Origin of the sequence: Arachidicoccus sp. BS20 (assembly GCF_001659705.1) — a bacterium.
Classification (GTDB): domain Bacteria; phylum Bacteroidota; class Bacteroidia; order Chitinophagales; family Chitinophagaceae; genus Arachidicoccus.
The window spans coordinates 3,290,346-3,313,360 of sequence record NZ_CP015971.1; the positions used below are offsets into that span (position 1 = coordinate 3,290,346).

Below are 23,015 nucleotides of genomic sequence, written 5' to 3' on the forward strand. Positions count from 1 at the left end.
GTAATCATTCTCTTTAAAAAAACTTATCTTCGCACATTAAAATTTTTAAAAGAAAATATGTCAACAGAAATCAATACATCCACAGGACTTGAAAAAATACAGTTCAATCTTCCTTACAAAATTGCAGACATTAGTCTTGCAGAATGGGGACGTAAAGAAATTAAATTAGCCGAAGCCGAAATGCCCGGATTGATGAGCATTCGCGAAGAATATGCAGCATCGCAACCCTTGAAAGGGGCGCGCATTGCAGGTTGTTTGCACATGACTATTCAGACCGCTGTTTTGATTGAAACTTTAACGGCACTCGGTGCGGAAGTTCGCTGGAGCTCGTGCAATATTTTTTCTACGCAAGACCATGCTGCTGCTGCAATTGCTGCTTCAGGAGTTCCTGTTTTTGCATGGAAAGGAGAAACTGTTGAAGAAGCCGATTGGTGTATTGAACAAACTTTATTTTTCGGCAGCAAAGACAAGCCGTTGAATATGATTTTGGACGATGGCGGCGATTTGACCAATATTGTTTTTGATAAATATCCCGAACTGATTCAGAACATCAAGGGACTTTCCGAAGAAACCACAACAGGCGTTCATCGTTTGTATGAAAGAATGCAGAAAGGCACTTTACCAATTCCTGCAATTAATGTAAATGACAGTGTTACCAAATCAAAATTTGATAATAAATACGGTTGCCGCGAATCTTTGGTAGATGCTATTCGCCGCGGTACGGATATTATGATTGCCGGCAAAGTGGCTGTGGTTGCGGGTTTTGGCGATGTGGGCAAAGGGTCTGCCGAAAGTTTGCGTGGTGCAGGTGCTCGCGTAATTGTTACGGAAATTGACCCGATTTGTGCATTGCAAGCCGCAATGGAAGGTTACGAAGTAAAGAAAATGATGGACGCAGTAAAAGAGGCGGACATTGTTGTAACCACAACAGGGTGCCGAGATATTGTTACCGGAGAACATTTCAAACTGATGAAAGATAAAACCATTGTCTGCAACATCGGGCATTTCGATATTGAAATTGATATGGCTTGGCTGAACAAAAATTATGGTCATACAAAAGATACAATTAAACCACAAGTGGATTTGTATAACATCGACGGTAAAGAAGTAATTGTATTGGCAGAAGGCCGCTTGGTAAATCTTGGTTTGGCAATGGGGCATCCTTCGTTTGTAATGAGTAATTCATTTGCCAATCAAACTCTTGCGCAGATTGAATTGTGGCAACATAGCGATAAATACGAAAACAAAGTGTATGTGCTTCCAAAGCATCTTGACGAAAAAGTTGCGCGTTTGCACTTGGCAAAAATCGGTGTAGAATTAGATACTTTGACCGATGCGCAGGCAGATTATCTCGGACTTCCCAAAGAAGGACCTTTCAAGCCGGAACATTATCGTTACTAATACTTTAGTTTGTTAATTAATTTTTTAAAAATATGCACACAGGTTTTGTGTGCATATTTATTTTAGGAAAAAAAGTAAATTTGTAGTTCAAAATAAAACAATCAGAGAAACAGAAATGTTATCCAAAAAAACACAATACGCTTTCAAGGCTTTAATGTACTTGTCTCAGCAAAAAGACAACGGACCAATATTAATTGCAGAAATAGCGCGCAAGAAAAAAATACCTTTGAAGTTTCTGGAAAATATTCTTCTCGAAATGAAAAAGGATGGTATTCTCGATAGCAAGAAAGGAAAAGGCGGCGGTTATTTTTTGGCAAAAGATGCAAGCCAGATAGTACTTGCTGACGTGATGCGCCTGATTGACGGACCGATTTCTTTGTTGCCTTGTGTGAGTCTGCACTTTTATAAAAAATGCGACAACTGCGACGAAAAAGAATGCGGCTTGCGCAATGTACTGATTCGCGTACGCGATGCAAACCTTGCCATTCTGGAACATCAGACTGTGGCAGATTTGAACTTATAAGCTATATGTTATTGCCACAGATACATAATTTCAACATCTGCGTATCTGTGGCATTTCTTTACACAATTCCCGCCAGTTCAAGACTTCGCTTTTTTGCATTACGGGAATCAATTTCTTCGATAATACCATCTACCGTAAGAATCAAAGAAACGCCCGGCGCTTTCCACCAATCGTCTTCCCTTAGTTTTGAAAAATGAATTACACCGATTAAATAGCTGCGTTCCAATCCCGCGTGCCATTCTTCAATCCATTCAAATTCTTCCCTGCGTATTTTATTAACTTCATCAAAACTAATGTACACGCGCACATAAAAATCTTCCGTCAGTTCTTTCGGTTTGTGATGATACAGTTTTTTGTATTCATATTTATAACCGTAGCGCAATGCCGATATATCGCTCATTACAGCCGAACCTGTTGCCAAACTTCCGGCGCCTTTGCCGTAAAAAAATTGCCGGTCGGCGAAACCGCTTTCGATAACAACGCCGTTAAATTCATTTTTCACGAAAGATAATAAGCCGTCATTTTTTACAAACTGCGGCAACACATACGCCGATATTTTTCCGTTTAATAAAGTTTTGGCGTGCGCCACCAATTTTATGTTCCAGCCTTTTTCCTGTGCAATTTTCGCATCGCTCAACTGGATATTCTGAATACCGGAAAACAAAATATTATCGATAGTGGTAACAATGCCGTAAGCGTGATTTAATAAAATTACCCATTTGTTTACGGCATCAAAACCTTCCACATCGAGCGTCGGGTCACTCTCTGCATAACCAAGTTGCTGCGCCAATAACAGCGCATCCTGAAAGTCGAGCTTATCATCAAACATTTTCGTTAAGATGAAATTTGTCGAGCCATTTACAATCGCACGAATGGAATGAAGTAAATCATTATCGTAATATTCTTCCAGGTTGCGAATCACGGGAATAGACGCGCAGGCTGCGGCTTCGCAAAGAAAAGGCAGTCCGGTTTCTTTCTGTAAAGCGAGCAGTGATGCAAGATTTTCTGCAATCATTTTTTTGCTGGCGCTCACAACGGCTTTGCCATTTTTCAAAGCAGTTGTTACAATTTCATAAGCCGCCACCGAATCGTCAATCACTTCAACAATTACGTTGATTTCTTCATCGTTCAACAACTCATATCTATCCGTCGTAAACAGTTCTTCCGGCGCGTTGCGCTTTTTTCCCGGATGCTTGATGCAGGCTTTTTTTATCCGCGCATTGAGCGATGGCGTTTGCTGCAAAATTTTATACAAACCTTCGCCCACAACGCCGAAGCCGAACATTCCTATAACTAATTCTTTAGTACTCATTATTTTTTATTTAAAAATTAATTGTCGAATTTTATAAACATCTTGTCGAAATTGATAGTCGTTTTATTAAACTGATGAATGAAGTCCTGACCGATTCTTCCGTATGTATTATTGTCATCATCGTCGGAAGTTGTTTCCCTGATTAAAACATTCACATTTGGAACAGTAATTTTTTTATTATTGATTGTAGTAACAAAATCAATCAAATATCCTTTGGATGTATCTATATTGCCCGCGCCGCCTTGCATGAATGTTTCTTGCTTGTAATGTGCGTCGATGGTTGTTTTATTGGCATCATAATATTTTTTACTTAACCAGGTTGATGAAGCCCCTGTATCAAAAATATATGCAGAATCGTTGATTGAAATTCTTAATGAAAGATTGCTTAAGGCTAAATTTGATGGAGCATTCCATGTCGTTTGTCGCTTAGGAATAATAAGTTTATCATCATTCATGATTTGAATTTCCTTCAACGCTTCAATTATGGGAAATCCAATGATGCCTTGTATGCGATAATTAATTTGAGGAAAAGCTAAAGCCGAATCGGCAACTACAAGAAAAATTGCATTTTTGACTTCAATGTTTTCGATGTTCAATTCGTCGCAAACGGCAATGTGTGCTTTGATTGATTTTCCCGTTGCCGTGCCCACATTCATTAAGCTTTCTAAGATGTGCATCTTATATTTTTTCGCCGTTGTTTCAGGAACAGTGGAAAAGCCCGCGCCCGTGTCAAAAACAAAATAATCGGAATTAATGCCTTGCGTAATCTTTAAATTTTTCAGTCCTACTGCATCTTTTATCAGCTGAATAGAATCATTGTTTTTAATAGTAATTTCCTGTTTTGGCGTATTGCTCAATACATGAAACATACTCAACTTATCTTTCAGGGAAACAGCTTTTGCAGAATCTTTTGCTATAAAACCGGCATAGTTTTTCTCTATTTCTTCTGCAACATTTTCTGCATCTGAATATTGATATAAGCGAACATAATTGTCCATTTTAATATAGTAGAGAAGCGTCTGAATAGAATCTGCCAACTGATTGAAATCATTATAATATTTCATTACAATTCCAACCTTCTCATTCGACGACTTTGGCTTATTAAAACTATAATCAAGATTAGCTTCTATAACTGCCCGATGAAACTTTGATAAATCATTTTTATTGGTAAGATAAATATCTCTTGCTTTAAAATAATCTTCCTTACCAATCAAACGGTAAATTTTGTTAAAAACCGCACTGTCATTACTTTTTTGTGAAAAAGAATGAATGCTTATAAATAGGAAAAATAAAAGGCAAAAATATTTCATCAATAAAATTATTTTCTAAAGATAAAATCTCTTATAATTTTTTCAATCGTATCAAACTCTAATAAAAAACCATCGTGTCCATACAACGAATTGATTATGCGCACTTCTGCATCCGGAATATGTTTTGCAATCAATTCTTGTTCTTCCGGCGGAAACAAAATATCCGTTGAAATGCCCATCACAAGCGTGTTTGCTGCGATTTTACCCAAAGCGTTTTCAACAGAAATTCTGCCGCGTCCCACATCGTGCGTGTCCATTGTTCTTGTGATAAAATAATAGCTGAATGCATTGAAACGCTTCGCCAGTTTTTCGCCCTGGTATTTTTGATACGTCTCCGCGCGGGTAATTTTTTTATCAATAGACAAATCTTTCGTTTGCTCCGAAAAGCCCTGCTGCGTTGCGTTGTAGGCGTTGTAATCTCGATAAGAAAGCAGTGCAATAGAGCGTGCCACTTTCAAACCACTGATGCCCGCATCATCTTTTTTCTCTTTCCATGTACAGTCTGCTTCGATGCTCATGCGTTGCGAAGCATTTAACGCCGCCGCCCACGGCGAAGTTTTTGCACTTGTGCTAATCGGAATAATTTTTTCAAAAACATCGGGTTGCTCAATCGCCCATTCGAGCAACTGCATTCCGCCAAGCGAACCGCCGATGCCAACGGCAATTTTTTCTATGCCAAGATAATTTCTTAGATGCTGAAATGTACGCACTACGTCGCGCATCGAGAACACCGGAAAATCGTGATAATATTTTTCATTTGTCTTTGGATTAATGTCCAGCGGCGACAAACTTCCATACGCGCTGCCGGGAATATTGGCGCAAATGATATAATATTTTTCCGGGTCGAAAACCTTTCCTTCGCCGATGATTCCGCTCCACCAATCTGCCGCTTCACTGTTTGCAGTGAGCGCGTGAAACGTCCACACCACGTTGGTTTTAGCGGAATTTAATTTTCCGTAAGTGGTATATTGCAACCGGAAAGCGGGAATTTTTTCGCCGCTTTCCAGCACAAATTCTTCATTGTGATTGTAAATTGCCTGATGCACCTGTCCGTTTGTTTTATTTTGTTAGTTGTTGTATCGTTTAAAAATTTTCCAAAAATTAGACAGAGCGAGGGAGTTACATAATTGCAATAAAAAAGCCTGCACCGAATAAATCAGCGCAGGCTATACTATTTTTGAAAATAATTTATGCAATTACACTGACTTATCTGCCCGAACAATTTTATTCGGTTGGATGTGGCACCTTTCACTTTCGTGAGGTTGCCAAGGCTTCATCGGACCATTCCCTCTGCCTTTCTTGATAAGAATTTTTAAAGAACTGTGCGCAAAGGTAATACTTATTTTAGAATTATGAATTTTGATTTAATAAAAATGCCCAACAAACCTGTTGGACATTTTAAAATAATATGAGAGAGTTTTACTGCTGCCCCTGCTGTTTTGCCTCTTGTGCAGCATCGTCTTTCATTTGCTGATTGGCTGTAATCAGGAATTCAACTCTTCTGTTTTGTTCACGACCATCCTGTGTCCCGTTGTCATATTTCGGGTCGGCTTCGCCATAGCCTTTTACAGTCAGGCGTGAAGCATCGATGCCGCTTTGCTTTAAATAATTGGCAACTGATGTTGCACGTTTAACTGACAAATCCATGTTGTATGCTTCCGTTCCTGTACTGTCAGTATGCCCCTGGACTTCGAGATTGGTTTGCGGATATTTATTCAATACCGTAATCAAATCGTTCAGTGTGTTTTTAGAAGCATCCGTAAGGCTGTACGAATCAAAACCAAATAATACTTTACTCGAAAATTCTACCACAATTCCTTCTTCCACGCGTTCAACTTTTGCATTAGGAACTTCTGTTTTGATGTCTTCGGCTTGTTTATCCATTTTTTTGCCGATAATATAACCAGCGCCGCCGCCTACTGCCGCGCCGATGATTGCACCAAGTGCTGTATTGCCCGATATTTTTCCGATAACGCCGCCTGCAACAGCGCCGCCGCCCGCGCCAATGGCTGTGCCGCGTTCTGCGCGCGTAGCATTGTTATAAACGCTGCAGGATGATAACATAACTGCTCCGGAAAGGATGGCGACAAAAGATAATTTTAGGTTTTTCATGTGTATTTGTATTTATTGTTTTTTGTTTTACTACATAGAATGCAAGCTATTTTTTGATTAAAATTTTCGGCAAAACATTTCATGTATGATTTTTCAGTTTAAAAATATATGAGCCAATTATTATGCCATTTTCAATCGAAATAACGGTTATATGTTTAAGTAATTCATTAACGCATCATAATTGCGTTTTATTTCATTTTCGTATAATTCTTCGCCCACGAAATATGCAATATGATAATCGTGCCGTTGAAGGGCATTCACTATTTCGGAAACATTATTGCGGCTGACACGAATGGTTACAATGAACAGTTCTGTTTTTACATCAAAATAAGAATTGAGTTGTAAAATGTTCGCATCAGTCGATTCTACAATGCGTGAAATTTCAGAAAATGAATATTCTATTTTCGACATTTCCAATACAATCAGTCCGCCGTTATTATTTTCAACATCAAGGAGAATTGCAAGCGCATCCAGCAAAGATGTTTGTGTGATAACGCCGAGATATTTGTGCTCGTTGTCAATAACCGGCAAAATATTGCTGTCCGTAAGTTCCAGGATTTTAAGTGCAGAAATAAAATGTTCGTTTTCAGGAACGGATATTTTGATGAATATATGCTGCAACTCCGCAATGCTTGTGTTTACGGGCATTTCAGTGATTTCGTTCAACGGTAAAACACCGATAAGCTCTTCATCATTTGCAACGGGAAAATATAAAATACCTGTATGATGGCTTTGCTGCAAAACGTCGCTTACCTTGTCTTCGGGATGAAGCAAAGGAAAGTTTGACGTTGTAATTTCTTTGCAAAGCATAATAAATTATTGTTTGTGTTTTTCCAAAAATTCGCCAAGTATCACATTGAACTCGCCGGGAACTTCCATCATGGGTGCGTGTCCGCATTTGTCGATAAAGTAAAGTTCCGAATTAGGAATCAATTTATGAAATTCTTCTGCGACAAACGGCGGCGTTACAATATCGTTTTTTCCCCAAATCAACAACGTGGGTTGTTTAATTTCTTTCAGTTCTTCGCCGAGGTTGTGGCGGATGGCGCTTTTTGCAAGCGCGATAATTTTAATAACTTTCAACCTGTTGTTCGTGATTTCAAATACTTCGTCCACCAATTCTTCGGTTGCAATCCTGGGGTCATAAAAAGTATCTTCGGTTTTTTTACGGATATAGGCTCTGTCGCCGCGCTTGGGATAAGTATCGCCCATTGCACTTTCAAAAAGTCCCGAACTACCTGTGAGAATCAGGGTTTTAATTCTTTCGGGATGCTTTAATATCTGTACCAAAGCTACGTGTCCGCCAAGTGAATTGCCTAGCAGATGAATATTTTTCAAATCTAATTTTTCGAAAAATTTGTTCACGTATTTCTGCAAACCGCCAACCGTTGTATTTAATAAATCCAAATCGAGCAATGGCAATATCGGTACAACTACCCGATGCGTTTTCCTAAAATACTCTATTAAATCGGCGAAGTTGCTAAGCGCTCCAAACAATCCGTGAAACAACACTAATGTTTCGCCTTCGCCTTCATCTATATAGTGAAATTTATCTAACTGTTTTATTTCGTAACTCATATTTTATCTAACTGCTGTTTCTGCTTTACAAATAAACGCTATTCAATTGATAAATTGAAAACTTATCTATAAAAATAAAACTTATATTTCGTACTATTTGGAAATACCGGTTGCCAAGTTTCCGAAGAAATTCCCAAGGTCGGTAAACATATTTTTGAACCAGGGAATTATCTTCCCGAAATTATCAATCAGCCAAGGACCTAAGTTCTTTATAAACGGATAACTGAGCGATTTGTTTAGCGTTTCGGGTTTTATCAATTCAATTTTTTCAACATAAAACAGCACTACGCTGAATATGGTTAAATAAAGGAATGCATACAACGCGATTCCTGCGAGCCTGTTTGCCCAGCCCATTAAAACAGTTTCCAGCAATCGCTGAATGAGCCGCGCTGCGAGTCTGACCAATAATACTGCAATGACCAATACCAATAAAAACGAAATGAACGAGAGCCATTTTCCTTGAATGCCGTTGGCGTTTAAATAACCTGCGACTATGACAGACAATTTCATTGCCGCAGCCAAGCCGACGATGATGGCAAGAAAAGAAAATACGGCAAGTATAACGCCTTGCCTGTAACCTTTAAATATTGCCAGCGCCAGCAGAATAATTGTGATAATGTCTATCATTACTTGCTTAAAAGTTCTTTCACGATGCCGGCTACAATTTTGCCATCGGCTTTGCCCGCAAATTCTTTGGTAGCTGCGCCCATTACTTTGCCCATGTCCGCAGGCGAAGTTGCACCAACCTGCGCAATAATACTTTGCACCGCAGCGCGAATTTCTTCTTCACTCAATTGTTTGGGGAGAAACTGTTCTATCACGGCAATCTCAGCGCGTTCTTTTTGCGCAAGGTCTTCGCGGTTTTGCTTTTCAAAAATTTCCAGAGAATCTTTGCGTTGTTTTACTAAGCGTTGTAATAGTTTTAATTCGCCTTCGGCAGAAACTTCTCCGCCTGCACCGGGTTCGGTTTTCGCTTTAATAATTTCTGCCTTGATAGCGCGCAAGCCGCGCAAAGTATCTTCGTCTTTTGATTTCATCGCATCTTTCATGCGCGTCATGATTTCTTGTTCTAAGCTCATTTTTTTATTTTTATTACACGAATTAAATCGAACTATACGAATTGTTTAATTGATATATTGCTTAATTGTTTTTCGCTATTTTAATTTACCAAAATCGTACAAAAACTTTGTGTCCTTTTGTGTCGTTGTGTTCTTTGTGTTTCAAACTTTTTCCTAAAATCTCTTAAATCCACTCAAATCATGGTTAGCCTAATTTATTTTCTTTCATCTGAATTTCTCTGAATTTCTGGTAAAAATCCTTGGCGAAATTTTTAATATCGTCCACCAACACTTGCTGGTTGGTTGCGCGTTTAAACGTATCGCCCATTGTAGAAAAAATCTGGTAAAAAAAATCTGCCATTTCATCCACCATCATTTCTTTTGTCCACAGGTCGATGCGCAATGCGCTTTTATCTGCGCCATCCCAGAATGCCACGAGCATTGCTTTAGCTTTTTGCGCGTCTTCGCTTCCGTCGGTTGCGCTCCACGAAATATTTTCGGGAACTTTGTCTTTGTCTAATTCAATATCTATATGAATAGATGATTTTGCCATAATTATTTTTTGAATGTGCAAAGATAATTTTAAAAAAAGAATTCATTGATTCTTCATCGTTTCAATAAAAAATTTCACTTTTATTTGCTAAAACAATGTCATTATGCCGCGTCCTCAACAAAACGAATATCCGCCTTATTTTGAAAGATATATTTCTTTGGTAGAAGGCGAAAGCATTGCAGAAGTCATCAGCAAGTACAACGATGAACAATTAAATTATGTTGATGCCTTGCCGAACGATAAAGCTAATTTTGCTTACGCGGAAAATAAATGGACAGTCAAAGAAGCGGTGCAACACATCAGCGATACGGAACGTGTTTTTGCTTACCGAATTCTTGCCATGTCGCGCGGCGAAATGCAGACACTGACAGGATTTGACCAAAATATTTATGCGCAAAATTCCAATGTGCTTCGTCGTTCTTTTGATGATGTGAAAGAAGAATTTAAAGCCGTGCGCTACGCAACAAATATTTTGCTTCGTTCGTTAAGCGAAGAACAATTGTTGCGCGTGGGAAATGTTGCGGATTACAAAGTGAGTGCAAAAGCTTTTGCTTTCAACATTTACGGACATTTTATTCATCATCAGCATATTTTAAAAGAAAAATATAGTCTTTAAAATTGAGTGAGAAGTGCCGCAGATTCCCGGATGAAAAATCATTATCTGTGTATCTTTGGCTATTTTTTATCATCCTTGTTAATTTTTACATCATATTCTATCTTTATTTTCAAACGACTATTTTCGTTGTATTTTTGACACAATTTTTTAGAAAAGGATATTGAAAATATGGCTTTAAGTCAGGGGCTTCAACAAAAATTATTACAGAAATTATCGCCGCAGCAAATTCAGTTGATGAAATTGTTGCAGATACCGACTGCAAATCTGGAAGAACGAATTAAGGAAGAACTGGAAGAAAATCCTGCATTGGAAGAGTTTAAAGAAGACTTGCATAGCGATAGTGAAAATCCGGTAGATGAATTTGACTCTTCCGACGACGAAGACTTTGAACTTGACGGCAGTGAAGAACAATACGATAATATTGATATTTCGGAATATGTAAGTGAAGGCGACGATGAAATTGCCGATTATAAATTGCGCGACGACGGTTATGGCGAGCAGGAAGAACGGCAAACATTGCCTTTCAAAGTAGAAACAAGTTTGCATGAAAATCTGGTAAACCAACTTGGTATGTTGTCGCTCGATGAAAGACAATACACCATTGCGGAGCAGATTATCGGCAGTATTGATGATGATGGATATTTGCGCCGCGAAATCACTTCCATTGTGAATGATTTGGCTTTCCGTCAAAATATTGAAACTTCAGAAGAAGAAGTGGAATCGTTGATTCAGCAAGTGCAGCAGTTTGATCCGGCGGGCATTTGTGCAAGAGATTTGCGCGAATGTTTGTTGCTGCAATTGCAGCGACCTTTGGAAGCATCGAATGAAAATGTGCAGAATGCGATTGTGATTTTGAAAAAATATTTCGATGAATTTATCAAAAAACATTACGAGAAAATTCAGCGTTCATTATCCATTTCAGAAGAACAACTGAAAGAGGCAATACAAGTTATCATTCGCCTGAATCCAAAGCCCGGCGGCGCTTTGGAAGAAGTGAACAAAGCTGCGAGCTACATTATCCCCGACTTTTTTATTACCAACCAAAACGGGATTTTGGAGTTGTCGCTCAACTCTAAAAATGCACCCGATTTGCGCATCAGCGAAGGATATCGCGATATGCTGAAAGAATACGATAGAGGCAGTAAAAAAGATAAGCGGCAGAAAGAAGCAGTATTGTTCATCAAGCAAAAAATAGACTCTGCAAAATGGTTTATCGACATGATAAAACAAAGGCAGCATACTTTGTACAGCACGATGCACGCTATTATGACTTATCAGGAAGAATTCTTTTTGACCGGCGATGAAACTACTTTAAAGCCGATGATTCTGAAAGACATTGCAGAAAAAATAGAACTGGATATTTCTACGGTAAGCCGTGTGGCAAACAGCAAATTTGTGCAAACGGAATTCGGCACTTATCGTTTAAAATTTTTCTTCAGTGAATCGTTAAGTACAGACAGCGGCGAAGAAGTAAGCACCCGCGAAGTGAAGAAAATTCTGACGGACGTAATTGAAGCAGAAGATAAAACAAAACCTTTGAGCGATGAACGCTTAACGGAAATTTTGCAGGAAAAAGGTTACAACATTGCACGAAGAACTGTGGCAAAATATCGTGAACAATTGAACGTGCCTGTGGCGCGGTTAAGGAAACAATTATAACGCTTATGGAAAACGTAGCAGCGCGGCAGCCTCAGTACATCAGGGTTTCGGCGAAAATCATTTCTTATATTTTTCATCCTTTATTCATTCCCACATACATTTTTTTGTGGATGTACAAAAGGTTTCCTTATGAATTTGTCGGCTTATACGGACATGAACTGAATTTGAGAATCGTAGGTTTATTTATGACTACAGCGTTCTTTCCGGCGTTCACGGTTTTTCTTTTATGGAAACTGTATTTTATAAAAAGTATTCATCTTCGTTATCAAAAGGAACGCATTATTCCTTACGTTGCCACGATGATTTATTATTGGTGGATGTGGTATCTCAGCCGCAATTTTACCGACCAGGCAAGTGCGTTGAAATTCTTCTACTTCGGTATTTTTTTAGCAACTGTTCCCGCATTAATCTGGAACAATTTTGTGAAAATAAGTATGCACGCAATGGGCGCGGCCGGTGCAGTTACGGCGCTTATTTTGACTTGTATTCTATATCAGACAACTTACGGATTAGATATTGCAATTGCAACTTTAATTGCAGGAATTATCTGCACGGCGCGAATGAGTTTGAGTGAACATTCGATGTTTGAAATCAATAGTGGAATTGTCGTGGGAGTCGGTTGTCAATTGATTGCTTATTGGTTGATGACGTAAATTTTATCTGCCTGAAAATTGCTGTTGGAAAATGATATTTTTATTTTCCTGACATTGTTTTAATGATTTCTTTCATCAGTTTATTGTTTTCCTCATATTTCTTTTTGCTGTCGTTTTGATAGTCGGTTTCTATGGTTTTTTCCTTCTGAGCAAAACTGTTTATTTTTTCTTGATTGGCTTTAATGTCTGCGAGTTTCTTATTTAGTTCCGCTACTTTTTTTGCATCGGCTTTATCGCCTTTGCTCATTTCTTTTTGTAATTTTTGCTGTGTTTTATATGCTTCCAATTCTATTTTGGCTTTCATACTTTGAATCATAAATTTAGGACTGGAAATATTATTGATGTCTTTATAGAAGTCTTTGCTCTTTCCCTGCTGTTGGGCAATATTGGAAATCACATCTTTACTTGATTCCATCATTTCATTTTCTTTATCAAATATTTTTTTCTGTAAGGCTCTTTCCTGCGGGTCTTCTATTTGGTTGAGCTTTTCGCGGTCGGTCGCATATTTTTTGTTTTTTTCTTCTTCATACTTGTCAAGATATTTTTCATTAATTGTTGTTTGCGCCGTTTTATAATTTGCACCGTTAAGACGAAAATTTTCGTCTTTTTCTTTTTTTAATTCTACATCCAATTCCTCGGATTCTTTTTTCACTTTGGTAATGACATAAGTTTTGCCGCTAAGATTGATATATCCCAAACCCGACCAGTTATTTAGGTATGAATTTTCCGGTATGGACGCATTAGTATTATCACTTACAAAAATTTCAAAATCGGAATTTTTGTCTTTGTACCGGTCGGATGATTTTTTGTAGTCCTCGTCGCCGATATTTTCCTTTGTTCCCGATTTTTCCATATTTTCTTTAAAGTATTCGTAAAAATCTTTGTTGTGACTTTCCGCTTGGTATTTTGAATTGTCGGTATTCATTTTGTACGAATATTTTTTCCCGGTTTTATTATCCGTGAGATATACAAATTCTTCTTTGTATTTGGGAAAAGAAATGACGTAATCGGGCTTTATATTCCCGGCGGCAGCAATCATATCGCCTTTTAAAAGAAGATAACCGTCTTTTTCGTTGAAGAGCAGATTTCCCGGGATTTCCCTGCCGTTGACTTTAGATACAAACTCTATTTTTTTATCAAAAACAAAAGCCTGGTCTAACTGAAACGGGTTTTCGGTTTGCCCGAAACATATAGTATTACCGGCAAGAAAAATAAGATGAGAAAGGCAAATTAGTATCTTCATTATTTTACATTTAGATGAGGCAACTTGTTTCTCCAATGGCGATGCTCACTGCCAGGAATTTTTGTCCGTCCACTGTGGCATCGCCTGAAATGGTAACGCCATAAGCGCTTACCTGCACGTGCACATTTTCCAGCATAAAGGTTTTAAGTCCGATGTCGGGAAACCGCCAGGTGAGCTTTACGTTGTTGGGGTCGAAGCCGCCTGTGGAAGTAGGTCTTAAAATTACTTCACAGGTGTTTTTATATGCCTGGGAAAAATGTTTATCCGAACGAACTAATCCAAAATCACTTTTTATATAATTGCTTTCCGATTTTACTCCGCTGAGCGCATAAGCCAGTATGGGGCCGGGTTTGTATTTGGCCTCGTGTTTTTCTACAAAGCACACCGATACATACATATTGTAGCAGGCTTTTCCCTGGTCTATATTATTTTTTATAAACGTTAGCGGATGCGCGGTATTCGTATTGAGCGGCGTTGCGGTAACGGGTTTTTTGGTAAGCGGTTTTGCCGGATGAAGTATTACCTGGGCGTTGCCCAACAGCGGCAAAAATGTCAGGGAAACTATTGCGAGGAAGAAATGCTTTTTCATTTGTTTATTTTATATTGTTTTTAAAATGAACCATTGTATTTTTTATTGTTTTACATTTTTATAAATTCTACTCTGCGGTTTTGCGCCCTGCCTTCAGTAGTGTTATTATCTGCAACAGGTTGTGTATCGCCTTTGCCGCTTGTAGTCATACGGGCATTATCTATCCCGAATTGTGCATTCAGATATGTTTTTACCGAAGCAGCCCTTTGTTCTGATAATTGCTGATTAGCTGCGGCATTTCCCACATTATCCGTGTGCCCGATTATTTGAATATTAACGGATGAATTTTCTTTCAATACATTGGCTATTTCTTTCAGTACGCCATAAGATTCCGTCATAATTTCTGCCGAGCCTGTGGCAAAATGAATACCTGTGGTGGTAAACTTTCCTTCGGTAATCAGTTTGTTTCTTGTGTCGGGTTCGCCTATCGCCAAGCGGATATTGCTGATGAGATAAAATTCTCCTTTTTCGCTTCCATTGTGTCCAAAGACGAGTGAGTTATAATTAATATTTTCGGCAAAAGCACGCGGCAGGTCCCAAAGTTTTGTTTCATCTACATACACCCTTAACCTTTGCTTTTGCCGCCAAAGTGCCACGTGTACTACATTTTGTTCTTTGCTGAAACATTCAAGATTTTTCTTCTCATTTCCCATTACTTTTTCTTTGTTTTCAAATGTCTGAATGGCAGACCTGCCCAAACTTACATTTCCTGCATCTTGCGGATGTAAGGAAAATAGTACGCCCGATGTTTTTCGTGCTGCTGCCGGATATGACCAGTTGGCAAAATCATTTTTACTTTTATTGTTTATGATTGATATAAATAAAGGCGATGAGTAATAACTATATTTCGGCGTTACGGCAAGGTCAAATTCAATGGTGGCATTTTCAGGAATATCCGCAACGAATTCCGGTGTAGAGGCACCCTTGGTGGTCAGCGCCAGCCAATGGTCGTCGCTGCCTTCTACCTGCATGATTTCGCCCGAAGCATTGGTGTTCCATTTGGCGGGGAAATCGCCCACAGCATCCTGCGAAAAATCTTCCATAGCCACAATTTTTTCGCCCGGCACAAAATCGTATTTGGATAAAGCGGCGAAAGAAGATTCGCTTGCAGAAACGGAATACGCCGTTGTATTGTCCGCATTGTTATCGCCGCTGCCGGAGAGATGGCGTTTATCTTTTTTATTGTGAATTTTTATTTTACCCGGCATGGCAAATACGCCGTCCATTGCCTTACTCGTTGTTTCCTGCGTTTTCTCGGCAGTTTTATCTTGTACGGTTTGCTCGGCAGCATCCTTGACCACTTTTTTTAATTTTTTAAGCAGTTGTGCCCGGGTAACTGAAGAAGTAATAATAAGTATAGCAATTGCCAATAAGTATTTCAGGATATTCATCGTTTTCATACGTCAATATTTTTGTCATGTACGACAAAAATACTTGCACGCCCGAATGTCTGTATATGACATTTAGCTGCTGGCGGAAGCGAACACATAAGTGGCGGAAAACGTGAGATAAATGGCGAATGGCTGAGCAAATATAAGGTCGGCTATTGCCTGAATCTTTTAAGAAATTCTTCTTTTTTTCTTCTTGATACAGTAATGAACCGGTCATCGGTAAGTTCTATTTGTCCCCCATCGCCTTTGATATATCTTTTAATATATTTTAAGTTGATGATATGGGAGTGGTGTGTACGGAAAAACAGATTGGAAGGCAGGAGTTCTTCAAAATCTTTTAGTGTGTGCGTGGCTACCTGCCGCGAATTATCGGTAAGATGGATGACTGTATAATTGCCGGCTGCCTCGAGATGAACAATTTCTTCTGTGTTCAGAAACAGCAATCCTTCTAAAACAGGAATGGCGATTTTCCCAAGGTGTGAACTTGTTTTTACATTCTCTTGTAAAACTTCCAGCTTTCGGGCATTGTTGTGTAAAGGTGTTGCCTGTTGTGCCCGCTCAACCACTTGCTTTAGTTCGTCAATATCTACCGGTTTTAGCAAATAGTCGAAAGCAGCAAAGCGTATGGCTCTGATGGCATATTGGTCGTAAGCAGTAACGAAAATGAGATGAAAGTGATGCTCCGGCAGCTGGTTGAGCATTTCAAAGCCGCCCATACGGGGCATTTCAATATCGAGGAACACTATGTCGGGCGATTGATTTTCGATAAGATGCAATCCTTCGGCGCCGTCGGCGGCTTCGCCCAGAATTTTTATTCCGGGACAATAGTTGTTGAGTTTTTGACGAAGTGCGATGCGTCCCATTTCCTCATTATCAATAATAGTAGCGGTAAGCATAGTTTTTATTTTTAATCAACTTTCAACAATACTTCTACGCGTGTGCCGACAGGTTTACCGTCTTTCTCCAAATCTGTTACGGAAACGGAAGCCTCTTCTTCTTTGTTAAAAAAACGAATACGGTCGTTGCTCATTTGTGTTCCGTAAGATGTTTTATTTTTAAATACATTACTGGCGGCGGTTGTTTTTCTACCTACGCCATTGTCTTCTATCACATATTTTATATAAGGTAATTGAGTGGAAACGGTAATTTGCAAATGACCGTTGTTCTCTGTTTTGTTGCGCAGCCCGTGAATGATGGCGTTTTCCACAAAAGGCTGTACAATAAGCGGCGGCACACTGTAATCGGCATTCCACAACGATTTTTCTATATCGAAAGTAACCATGTATTTATTTTTATCCCTAAGCTGCTCCAATGCGACATACAATTGCAAAGTTTCCAAATCTTTGGATAAAGATACTGTGTTTTGTCTGGAACTGTCCAATACATTTCGTAATAGACGTGCAAATTTATTTAGATACATGGTCGCATGGTACTTGTCATTGCTTTGAACAAAAGCGTCAATATTATTAATACTGTTGAAAATAAAATGCGGGTTCATTTGCGCCCGCAACGCCATCATTTCGGTCTCGGCTATTCTGTGTTTCATTTCCGCTTCATAGCGAATATTTTTAATTCTTCTTCTTAGCAGAAAAAGAATAATTATTGTGCAGCCGAGAACAGTGAAAAGAATAAACCACCATGTTTCCCACCAAGGTGGACGCACCGTGAAAGAAAATACTGCTGCGGGACTTGCATTGCCTGTGTGATTAATCACTTTTACCTCAAATTGATAATCTCCTTCGCCTAATCCTGCATAGGAAACGGAATGTTTATTATCAGGCGTACCCCAGTTTTCATCGGAGCTGCCTGAGAGTCGGTAAGTGTATTGAATTGTTTTTTCATTGATAAAAGATGGCGAAGAAAATTCAAACTGAAGATTGCCTTCATTGTATGCCAATGTCAAATGCTTCCCTGGAGATACCGTGTTTTGAGGTGTTTGGATATGGGTAATATATACAGGCGGCGAAGGAAGCCTTTCCGTATAGCGGTCGGTAATGCGTACCAGACCGGAACTGGTAGCCACCCAAAACACACCGTTTCTCGTTTTTGAAACAGACCATGCTTCATCAAAAAAATGATTTTCTTTACTGAAATTAAATACCCTATATGGCTTTCCTTTGCCGGACTTGTTGACGATTAATTTATCTAATCCCAAAAGAGAAGAAAGAAAAAAATCGCCGTTGTCATCTTCCATCGAAATATGACTGGAGAAAGACATTATCCCGTCTTTAAATGGAACGGGCAAAATCTTATAACCGGAATCTTTCGGTGTTAATTTTACTACACCGTTGTTGTGTGTGCCTACCCAGACAGCGCCTCGGGAATCTATGAATAGATAACTTGATTTGCTGCCGGTAATCAAAGGTGTCCTGTTTTTTACTTCGGCAGTTACATTGTTGTCATCATATATCAACTTCAACTGATATAACTTCCCTGAAAAACTACTGACCCACAAATAGCCTTGTTTGTCAAAAACCATGTCGTAAATCCGCTCAGTAATATTTCCCAAAATATATTTATTCCCCGTTAGGGGATTAAAAGAATACAATCCGTAAGCGGAGCCGATTAAATAATTGCCCACACTATCGGTTTCCACACAAAAAAAATCCCGGTCAAAAGAAAATATTTTTTTGCCGGTGCCGGTTTCGGGGTCAAACGGATACAGTTCCCGGGCTACCCAGCGCATGGAACTATGCGCCACAAATATTTGTCCCGTGTGTGTTTTGATAAACCTGAAAAAACCCGGCGTTTTACGGGTGAGTGTTTTTACAACAGAAGTTTCGGGGTTTATTTGCTGGAGATTTCCGTTTACGGTAGTAAAAAAAACAGTATGGTTGCTGAGCGATAATACACTTTGAATATCATTGTCCGCCAGCCCGTCGTCAGTGGTATAATATTGAATATAACCGCCCAGCGGAATCTTGGTAACGCCTTTGGTGGTGCCTGCCCAAAGGTTGTTTTCTCTATCCTGATAAAGACAAATTATTTTGTTGGAAGCCAGCCCGTCGGCATCGGTAAAGCGGGTAAGTTTTCCTGCCGGTGTTATTCGTATCAGCCCCTGTTCGGTAGCTATCCAGTAGTTGCCGTAATGGTCTTCCAGCATATCCGTAACCACGTTTTGAAGCAAGGCATTCCGGAAAGGTGCAGGCAAAGGAAGGAAGGAAATTTTTCCATTCAGAAGATCGTTGGTAGAAATAAGTTTAAGCCCGTTGCCGGAGCATATCCATAAATGGCCGCGACTGTCATTATATATATTAAATACATCGGAGGGACGATTTTTTTCGGCTTGCGCCAATAGATAACCCCTGCTGTCGGTTAGTAAAAGCGAGGAAACATTTATATCGTTTTTAGAAAAGCTTCCCCCGATAATGTACGTTCCGTTTTCCAGCCGGTAAAACGATGAGCTTCTCCCGCGCAGGTGTTGTGTAATGGGTATAATTTTCCCATGGGAAATATGTACAATGCCATCTTCATCCGTAGCGACGAGTACGGAACTGTCCTTTTGTTTATAAAGCCGGCAAGCATACAGCAGCTTGTCGGCAATGTTGTGTTCAATGGAATCTTCTCCTATTTTGTCTATTTGCCCGTTGTCCAGCGTAATGCATATACTGCCTGATTCATCTTCATATATTCCGCTGACCAGGCTTGTGGAAAGCCCCGATTGTTCAGTATAATTGGTAAATCGATATCCGTTATAATTACTTATTCCGTAAGGTGTGCAAAACCACATAAAACCTTTGGTATCCTGGTATATACTGAAAACGGGATTGGCTACCAAACCGTTTTCCATGGAATAATTTTTCATCAGTACCCGCTGTGCCGAGAGGTTGGAACAATACGTGACTAACACTCCCGCAAGGCAAGTGAATGAATAACGAAAAATTCTGCGTGTACAATATGCCGACATAACAAATTTAAAATAAGAAAGTATCTGTAAAAACCTCTTAGTGCTACAGGAATAACTTTTCAAAGATATAAAAGCGAAAAAAGTTTTGACTCATTAATGAGCCAAAGGCGCCCGTTGGCAAGTCGGCGGCGTGAAATGAATGATAGACGGCAACAGCGGAATTGTCGTAGGAGTCGGTTGTCAATTGATTGCTTATTGGCTGATGACGTAATTTCTTTTCCAAAAGAAATTTAACTTTAGCCAAAATTCCTGTATATGCAAATCAACAAATCTCAGGCAGCATTTCTTGAAGACGCGATTGATGACTGGAAAAACAAAAACATCATCACAAGCGACAAAGCCGAAGAACTGAAACGAAGTTTTTCGGTAAGAGAATTTGACTGGAAAAATGTTGCCAAATATGCTTTCATCATTGCCATCGTATGCGGTGTAATCGCTGTCGTAGCAACATTTGCAGACAGAAAGCTGATTAATTTCTTCGACCTGTTAATTGAAAAATTATTCAATGCTTCTAATCTTTTACTTGGAATTATTTGTGCAATTATTGCTGCCGTATTTTTTTATTTCGGGCAAAAATGGAAACAAGAAAATCCAGATAAAATTTTTACCAACGAAGGTTTTATACTGATGGGTAGTGCGTTTGCGGCTTTCACGGCAGCCAACTTTGCCAATCTTTCCGGCAAAGGCGATGCGTATTATATCACTACTTTTTTGCTGGCAACTATATTTTACGTTACCCTTTCATTCTTGCTGAAAAGCCAAATTATATGGCTGCTCGGTTTGCTCGCTTTCACTTGTTGGGTTTGCGTTTTGTCGGCGAATGCTACGCATTGGCAGCCGTACTTTCTTGGATTGAATTATGCGTTGCGGTTCTTTGTTTTCAGTATTTTGTTTTTGATTGCAACATATTTTATGAAGCGAATAAAACAACTGCAAGACTTTTACTCGCTTACATGTTATTACACACTTTGCTTGTTTTTTATTTCGTTGTGGATTGTTTCCGTATGCGGAAATTACGGCACTTGGGAAGAATGGAACAAAGTTCCGCAGATTCATCTGTTCGGCTGGGCGCTTTTATCTATGGGCGTTTCAGCGATTGCGACTTATATCGGTTGGAAGAAAGATTTGCCTGATGTAAGAAACTTCGGCATTACATTTTTGTTCCTCAATATTTACACGCGCTACTTTGAATATTTCTGGAACGGAAGCTATAAGGCAGTTTTCTTCATCGTTCTTGCTTTATCGTTTTGGCTGATTGGAAGAAGCGCGGAAAAAATCTGGAATAAGCCTAAACCTTGAATGATGTCATCATTATCATAAAAAATCTGCGTTTCGTTATTGCAAAACAATTGAACCGTAAAGCAATCAAACAAATCGTAATTTTGCCTCACAATTTCTACAAAACACATGAACATATTTTTAGCGCAGCAAAATTATCATATCGGAAATTTTGAAGCCAATACAAAAAAAATCATTGAAGCAATCAACGAAGCGAAGTCGCGAAACGCAGACCTCATCATATTTTCGGAGCTTTGCGTGTGTGGTTATCCACCAAGAGATTTTTTGGAGTTTGAAGATTTTATCGAAAAAAGTTACCGTGCATTAGACGAAATAAAACAATATACGGAAAACATTGGTGTATTGGTTGGCGCGCCTGCACGCAACTTGCAATACGATGGAAAAGATTTGTTCAATGCGGTTTTTCTTTTACACGAAAAAGAAATAAAAGCTGAAATTCATAAAACGCTTTTGCCTACTTACGACGTGTTTGATGAGGATAGATATTTTGAACCTGCGTATGAATGGAATGTAATTGAATTTCGCGGAAAGCGGCTTGCAGTAACTATTTGTGAAGATATTTGGAATCTTGGCGATAATCCTTTGTACCGCGTTTGCCCGATGGATTTGTTGATGGAACAACAACCCGATTTAATGATAAATCTTTCTGCTTCGCCGTTCGATTACACACATTATGAAGACAGAAAAGCCATTATCAAGGCAAATGTATTGAAGTATAAATTGCCGATGTTTTATTGCAATGCAGTCGGTTCGCAAACCGAAATCGTGTTCGACGGAGGCTCGTTTATTTTTGATAAAGATGCAAATATTATTAAGGTATTTCCTTTGTTTGAGGAAATTGTCGATGGCTTGAAACTCAATGCTGATAATACTTTCAGCGAATCTATTATAGAGAAAGCAGATGAATTGCCAACGCATGAATTAAATCCCGAACGATTAATTCCTTCGCTCAATATTGATGAAGTTTACAGCGCGCTCGTTATGGGCATCCGCGATTATTTTAATAAAATGAATTTTTCGAAAGCCATTCTCGGTTCGTCGGGCGGCATTGATTCTGCAGTTACTTTGGCGTTGGCTTGCGATGCTTTGGGCGCGGAAAATGTTCGTGCAATTCTGATGCCTTCGCCTTATTCCACAAGCCATTCCGTGGATGACGCTGTTGAATTGAGCAAAAACTTAAACAATCCTTACGACATTATTCATATCAAAAATATTTACGAAAGTTTCTTGCAGGAACTGAAACCGATTTTTAACGATTTGCCTTTTTCCGTTGCGGAAGAAAATATCCAAAGCCGCACACGCGGAAACTTAGTAATGGCAATCGCCAATAAGTTCAATTATATTTTATTAAACACTTCCAACAAAAGTGAATTGGCAACTGGCTATGGAACTCTGTACGGCGATATGGCAGGCGGGCTGGGCGTTTTGGGCGATTGTTATAAAATGCAAGTGTATGAATTGGCAAAATATATCAACCGTGAAAAAGAAATTATTCCGCGACACATCATTGACAAAGCGCCGAGCGCAGAACTTCGTCCAAATCAAAAAGACAGCGACAGCCTGCCGGATTATTCCATTCTCGACCAAATTTTATATCAATATATTGAGCAGCGAAAAGGTCCGAATGAAATAAAATCTTTGGGATTTGATACAGCATTGGTCGATAGAACTTTGAAACTTGTAAATATCAATGAATACAAGCGAAACCAATTCTGTCCTATCATTCGCGTTTCGCCGAAAGCCTTTGGTGTCGGGCGTCGCGTGCCGATTGTAGGAAAATATTTGATTTGATTGAAAGAAAAATGAAGTAT

Annotated in this window: 21 protein-coding genes and 1 riboswitch; of the genes, 7 read left to right on the forward strand and 14 right to left on the reverse strand. The window is 39.1% G+C overall.

The features are described 5' to 3' along the window. Positions 1-57: 57 nt before the first annotated feature. Complete coding sequence (gene ahcY / locus A9P82_RS14260) at positions 58-1,401, forward strand: adenosylhomocysteinase (RefSeq protein ID WP_066208953.1); 1,344 nt, start codon at positions 58-60, stop codon at positions 1,399-1,401. A gap of 115 nt (positions 1,402-1,516) precedes the next feature. After that, positions 1,517-1,924, forward strand: coding sequence for an RrF2 family transcriptional regulator (locus A9P82_RS14265; protein WP_066209969.1), 408 nt, complete (start codon positions 1,517-1,519; stop codon positions 1,922-1,924). Positions 1,925-1,982: 58 nt separating this feature from the next. Here the strand turns inward: A9P82_RS14265 and A9P82_RS14270 are convergent, their stop codons facing one another. The 9 genes from A9P82_RS14270 to gldC form a co-directional block, all read right to left on the reverse strand. Then, positions 1,983-3,236, reverse strand: a complete 1,254-nt coding sequence (locus tag A9P82_RS14270; protein WP_082915367.1) for a homoserine dehydrogenase — start codon at positions 3,234-3,236, stop codon at positions 1,983-1,985. A gap of 17 nt (positions 3,237-3,253) precedes the next feature. Next, positions 3,254-4,450, reverse strand: coding sequence for a pepsin/retropepsin-like aspartic protease family protein (locus A9P82_RS14275; protein WP_231891169.1), 1,197 nt, complete (start codon positions 4,448-4,450; stop codon positions 3,254-3,256). 104 nt (positions 4,451-4,554) lie between these two features. Then, entirely contained in the window at positions 4,555-5,592 is a 1,038-nt protein-coding gene (locus tag A9P82_RS14280) for a homoserine O-acetyltransferase family protein (protein WP_066208959.1), read from the reverse strand. Between the two features lie 157 nt (positions 5,593-5,749). Further along, positions 5,750-5,855, reverse strand: a riboswitch (SAM riboswitch). Positions 5,856-5,965: 110 nt separating this feature from the next. Next, a complete protein-coding gene (locus tag A9P82_RS14285) occupies positions 5,966-6,658 on the reverse strand; it encodes an OmpA family protein (RefSeq protein WP_066208961.1) in 693 nt (230 codons plus the stop codon). Positions 6,659-6,805: 147 nt separating this feature from the next. After that, positions 6,806-7,468, reverse strand: coding sequence for a CBS domain-containing protein (locus tag A9P82_RS14290; RefSeq protein ID WP_066208963.1), 663 nt, complete (start codon positions 7,466-7,468; stop codon positions 6,806-6,808). A gap of 6 nt (positions 7,469-7,474) precedes the next feature. After that, entirely contained in the window at positions 7,475-8,236 is a 762-nt protein-coding gene (locus A9P82_RS14295; protein ID WP_066208965.1) for an alpha/beta fold hydrolase, read from the reverse strand. A gap of 93 nt (positions 8,237-8,329) precedes the next feature. After that, positions 8,330-8,863: a CvpA family protein gene (locus A9P82_RS14300; protein WP_066208967.1), complete on the reverse strand. Its 534-nt coding sequence runs from the start codon at positions 8,861-8,863 to the stop codon at positions 8,330-8,332. Then, a complete protein-coding gene (locus A9P82_RS14305; protein WP_066208969.1) occupies positions 8,863-9,315 on the reverse strand; it encodes a GatB/YqeY domain-containing protein in 453 nt (150 codons plus the stop codon). Before A9P82_RS14305 ends, A9P82_RS14300 begins: the two co-directional genes overlap by 1 nt. Positions 9,316-9,499: 184 nt before the next feature. Beyond that, positions 9,500-9,847, reverse strand: a complete 348-nt coding sequence (gene gldC / locus A9P82_RS14310) for a gliding motility protein GldC (RefSeq protein WP_066208971.1) — start codon at positions 9,845-9,847, stop codon at positions 9,500-9,502. 103 nt (positions 9,848-9,950) lie between these two features. Here gldC and A9P82_RS14315 point away from each other — a divergent pair, with 103 nt between their 5' ends. The 3 genes from A9P82_RS14315 (at position 9,951) to A9P82_RS14325 (ending at position 12,775) form a co-directional block, all read left to right on the forward strand. Next, positions 9,951-10,463, forward strand: coding sequence for a DinB family protein (locus A9P82_RS14315; RefSeq protein WP_082915368.1), 513 nt, complete (start codon positions 9,951-9,953; stop codon positions 10,461-10,463). A 168-nt stretch (positions 10,464-10,631) separates the two neighbouring features. Next, positions 10,632-12,122 (forward strand): RNA polymerase factor sigma-54, encoded by a 1,491-nt coding sequence (rpoN, locus tag A9P82_RS14320; RefSeq protein WP_082915369.1) that lies wholly within the window; start codon positions 10,632-10,634, stop codon positions 12,120-12,122. A gap of 5 nt (positions 12,123-12,127) precedes the next feature. Beyond that, entirely contained in the window at positions 12,128-12,775 is a 648-nt protein-coding gene (locus tag A9P82_RS14325; protein ID WP_066208977.1) for a hypothetical protein, read from the forward strand. Between the two features lie 40 nt (positions 12,776-12,815). Here A9P82_RS14325 and A9P82_RS14330 read toward each other — a convergent pair whose 3' ends face one another. The 5 genes from A9P82_RS14330 to A9P82_RS14350 form a co-directional block, all read right to left on the reverse strand. Next, complete coding sequence (locus A9P82_RS14330) at positions 12,816-14,018, reverse strand: hypothetical protein (RefSeq protein ID WP_066208979.1); 1,203 nt, start codon at positions 14,016-14,018, stop codon at positions 12,816-12,818. Between the two features lie 10 nt (positions 14,019-14,028). Then, positions 14,029-14,607 carry a hypothetical protein gene (locus A9P82_RS14335; protein WP_066208981.1) on the reverse strand — a complete coding sequence of 193 codons (579 nt, stop codon included), beginning with the start codon at positions 14,605-14,607 and terminating at the stop codon, positions 14,029-14,031. Positions 14,608-14,657: 50 nt separating this feature from the next. Then, positions 14,658-16,007 (reverse strand): OmpA family protein, encoded by a 1,350-nt coding sequence (locus A9P82_RS14340; protein WP_082915370.1) that lies wholly within the window; start codon positions 16,005-16,007, stop codon positions 14,658-14,660. Positions 16,008-16,150: 143 nt separating this feature from the next. Then, positions 16,151-16,894, reverse strand: a complete 744-nt coding sequence (locus tag A9P82_RS14345; protein WP_066208982.1) for a LytR/AlgR family response regulator transcription factor — start codon at positions 16,892-16,894, stop codon at positions 16,151-16,153. A gap of 11 nt (positions 16,895-16,905) precedes the next feature. Continuing rightward, positions 16,906-19,905 carry a sensor histidine kinase gene (locus A9P82_RS14350; RefSeq protein ID WP_082915371.1) on the reverse strand — a complete coding sequence of 1,000 codons (3,000 nt, stop codon included), beginning with the start codon at positions 19,903-19,905 and terminating at the stop codon, positions 16,906-16,908. 255 nt (positions 19,906-20,160) lie between these two features. On the opposite strand from A9P82_RS14350, the gene A9P82_RS14355 reads away from it, so the two are divergent. Then, positions 20,161-21,204 carry a hypothetical protein gene (locus A9P82_RS14355; protein ID WP_066208985.1) on the forward strand — a complete coding sequence of 348 codons (1,044 nt, stop codon included), beginning with the start codon at positions 20,161-20,163 and terminating at the stop codon, positions 21,202-21,204. Between the two features lie 108 nt (positions 21,205-21,312). After that, on the forward strand, positions 21,313-22,995 hold the full coding sequence (locus A9P82_RS14360; RefSeq protein WP_066208986.1) for an NAD+ synthase: 1,683 nt from the start codon (positions 21,313-21,315) through the stop codon (positions 22,993-22,995). The last annotated feature ends 20 nt before the right edge of the window (positions 22,996-23,015 follow it).

Bases quoted from the DNA above. Each gene is read 5' to 3' on its own strand.
- ahcY (WP_066208953.1), top strand. From the start codon at position 58: ATGTCAACAGAAATCAATACATCCACAGGACTTGAAAAAATACAGTTC.
- A9P82_RS14265 (WP_066209969.1), top strand. From the start codon at position 1,517: ATGTTATCCAAAAAAACACAATACGCTTTCAAGGCTTTAATGTACTTG.
- A9P82_RS14270 (WP_082915367.1), bottom strand. From the start codon at position 3,236: ATGAGTACTAAAGAATTAGTTATAGGAATGTTCGGCTTCGGCGTTGTG.
- A9P82_RS14285 (WP_066208961.1), bottom strand. From the start codon at position 6,658: ATGAAAAACCTAAAATTATCTTTTGTCGCCATCCTTTCCGGAGCAGTT.
- A9P82_RS14290 (WP_066208963.1), bottom strand. From the start codon at position 7,468: ATGCTTTGCAAAGAAATTACAACGTCAAACTTTCCTTTGCTTCATCCC.
- A9P82_RS14295 (WP_066208965.1), bottom strand. From the start codon at position 8,236: ATGAGTTACGAAATAAAACAGTTAGATAAATTTCACTATATAGATGAA.
- A9P82_RS14300 (WP_066208967.1), bottom strand. From the start codon at position 8,863: ATGATAGACATTATCACAATTATTCTGCTGGCGCTGGCAATATTTAAA.
- A9P82_RS14305 (WP_066208969.1), bottom strand. From the start codon at position 9,315: ATGAGCTTAGAACAAGAAATCATGACGCGCATGAAAGATGCGATGAAA.
- gldC (WP_066208971.1), bottom strand. From the start codon at position 9,847: ATGGCAAAATCATCTATTCATATAGATATTGAATTAGACAAAGACAAA.
- A9P82_RS14315 (WP_082915368.1), top strand. From the start codon at position 9,951: ATGCCGCGTCCTCAACAAAACGAATATCCGCCTTATTTTGAAAGATAT.
- rpoN (WP_082915369.1), top strand. From the start codon at position 10,632: ATGGCTTTAAGTCAGGGGCTTCAACAAAAATTATTACAGAAATTATCG.
- A9P82_RS14325 (WP_066208977.1), top strand. From the start codon at position 12,128: ATGGAAAACGTAGCAGCGCGGCAGCCTCAGTACATCAGGGTTTCGGCG.
- A9P82_RS14330 (WP_066208979.1), bottom strand. From the start codon at position 14,018: ATGAAGATACTAATTTGCCTTTCTCATCTTATTTTTCTTGCCGGTAAT.
- A9P82_RS14335 (WP_066208981.1), bottom strand. From the start codon at position 14,607: ATGAAAAAGCATTTCTTCCTCGCAATAGTTTCCCTGACATTTTTGCCG.
- A9P82_RS14340 (WP_082915370.1), bottom strand. From the start codon at position 16,007: ATGAAAACGATGAATATCCTGAAATACTTATTGGCAATTGCTATACTT.
- A9P82_RS14345 (WP_066208982.1), bottom strand. From the start codon at position 16,894: ATGCTTACCGCTACTATTATTGATAATGAGGAAATGGGACGCATCGCA.
- A9P82_RS14350 (WP_082915371.1), bottom strand. From the start codon at position 19,905: ATGTCGGCATATTGTACACGCAGAATTTTTCGTTATTCATTCACTTGC.
- A9P82_RS14355 (WP_066208985.1), top strand. From the start codon at position 20,161: ATGCAAATCAACAAATCTCAGGCAGCATTTCTTGAAGACGCGATTGAT.
- A9P82_RS14360 (WP_066208986.1), top strand. From the start codon at position 21,313: ATGAACATATTTTTAGCGCAGCAAAATTATCATATCGGAAATTTTGAA.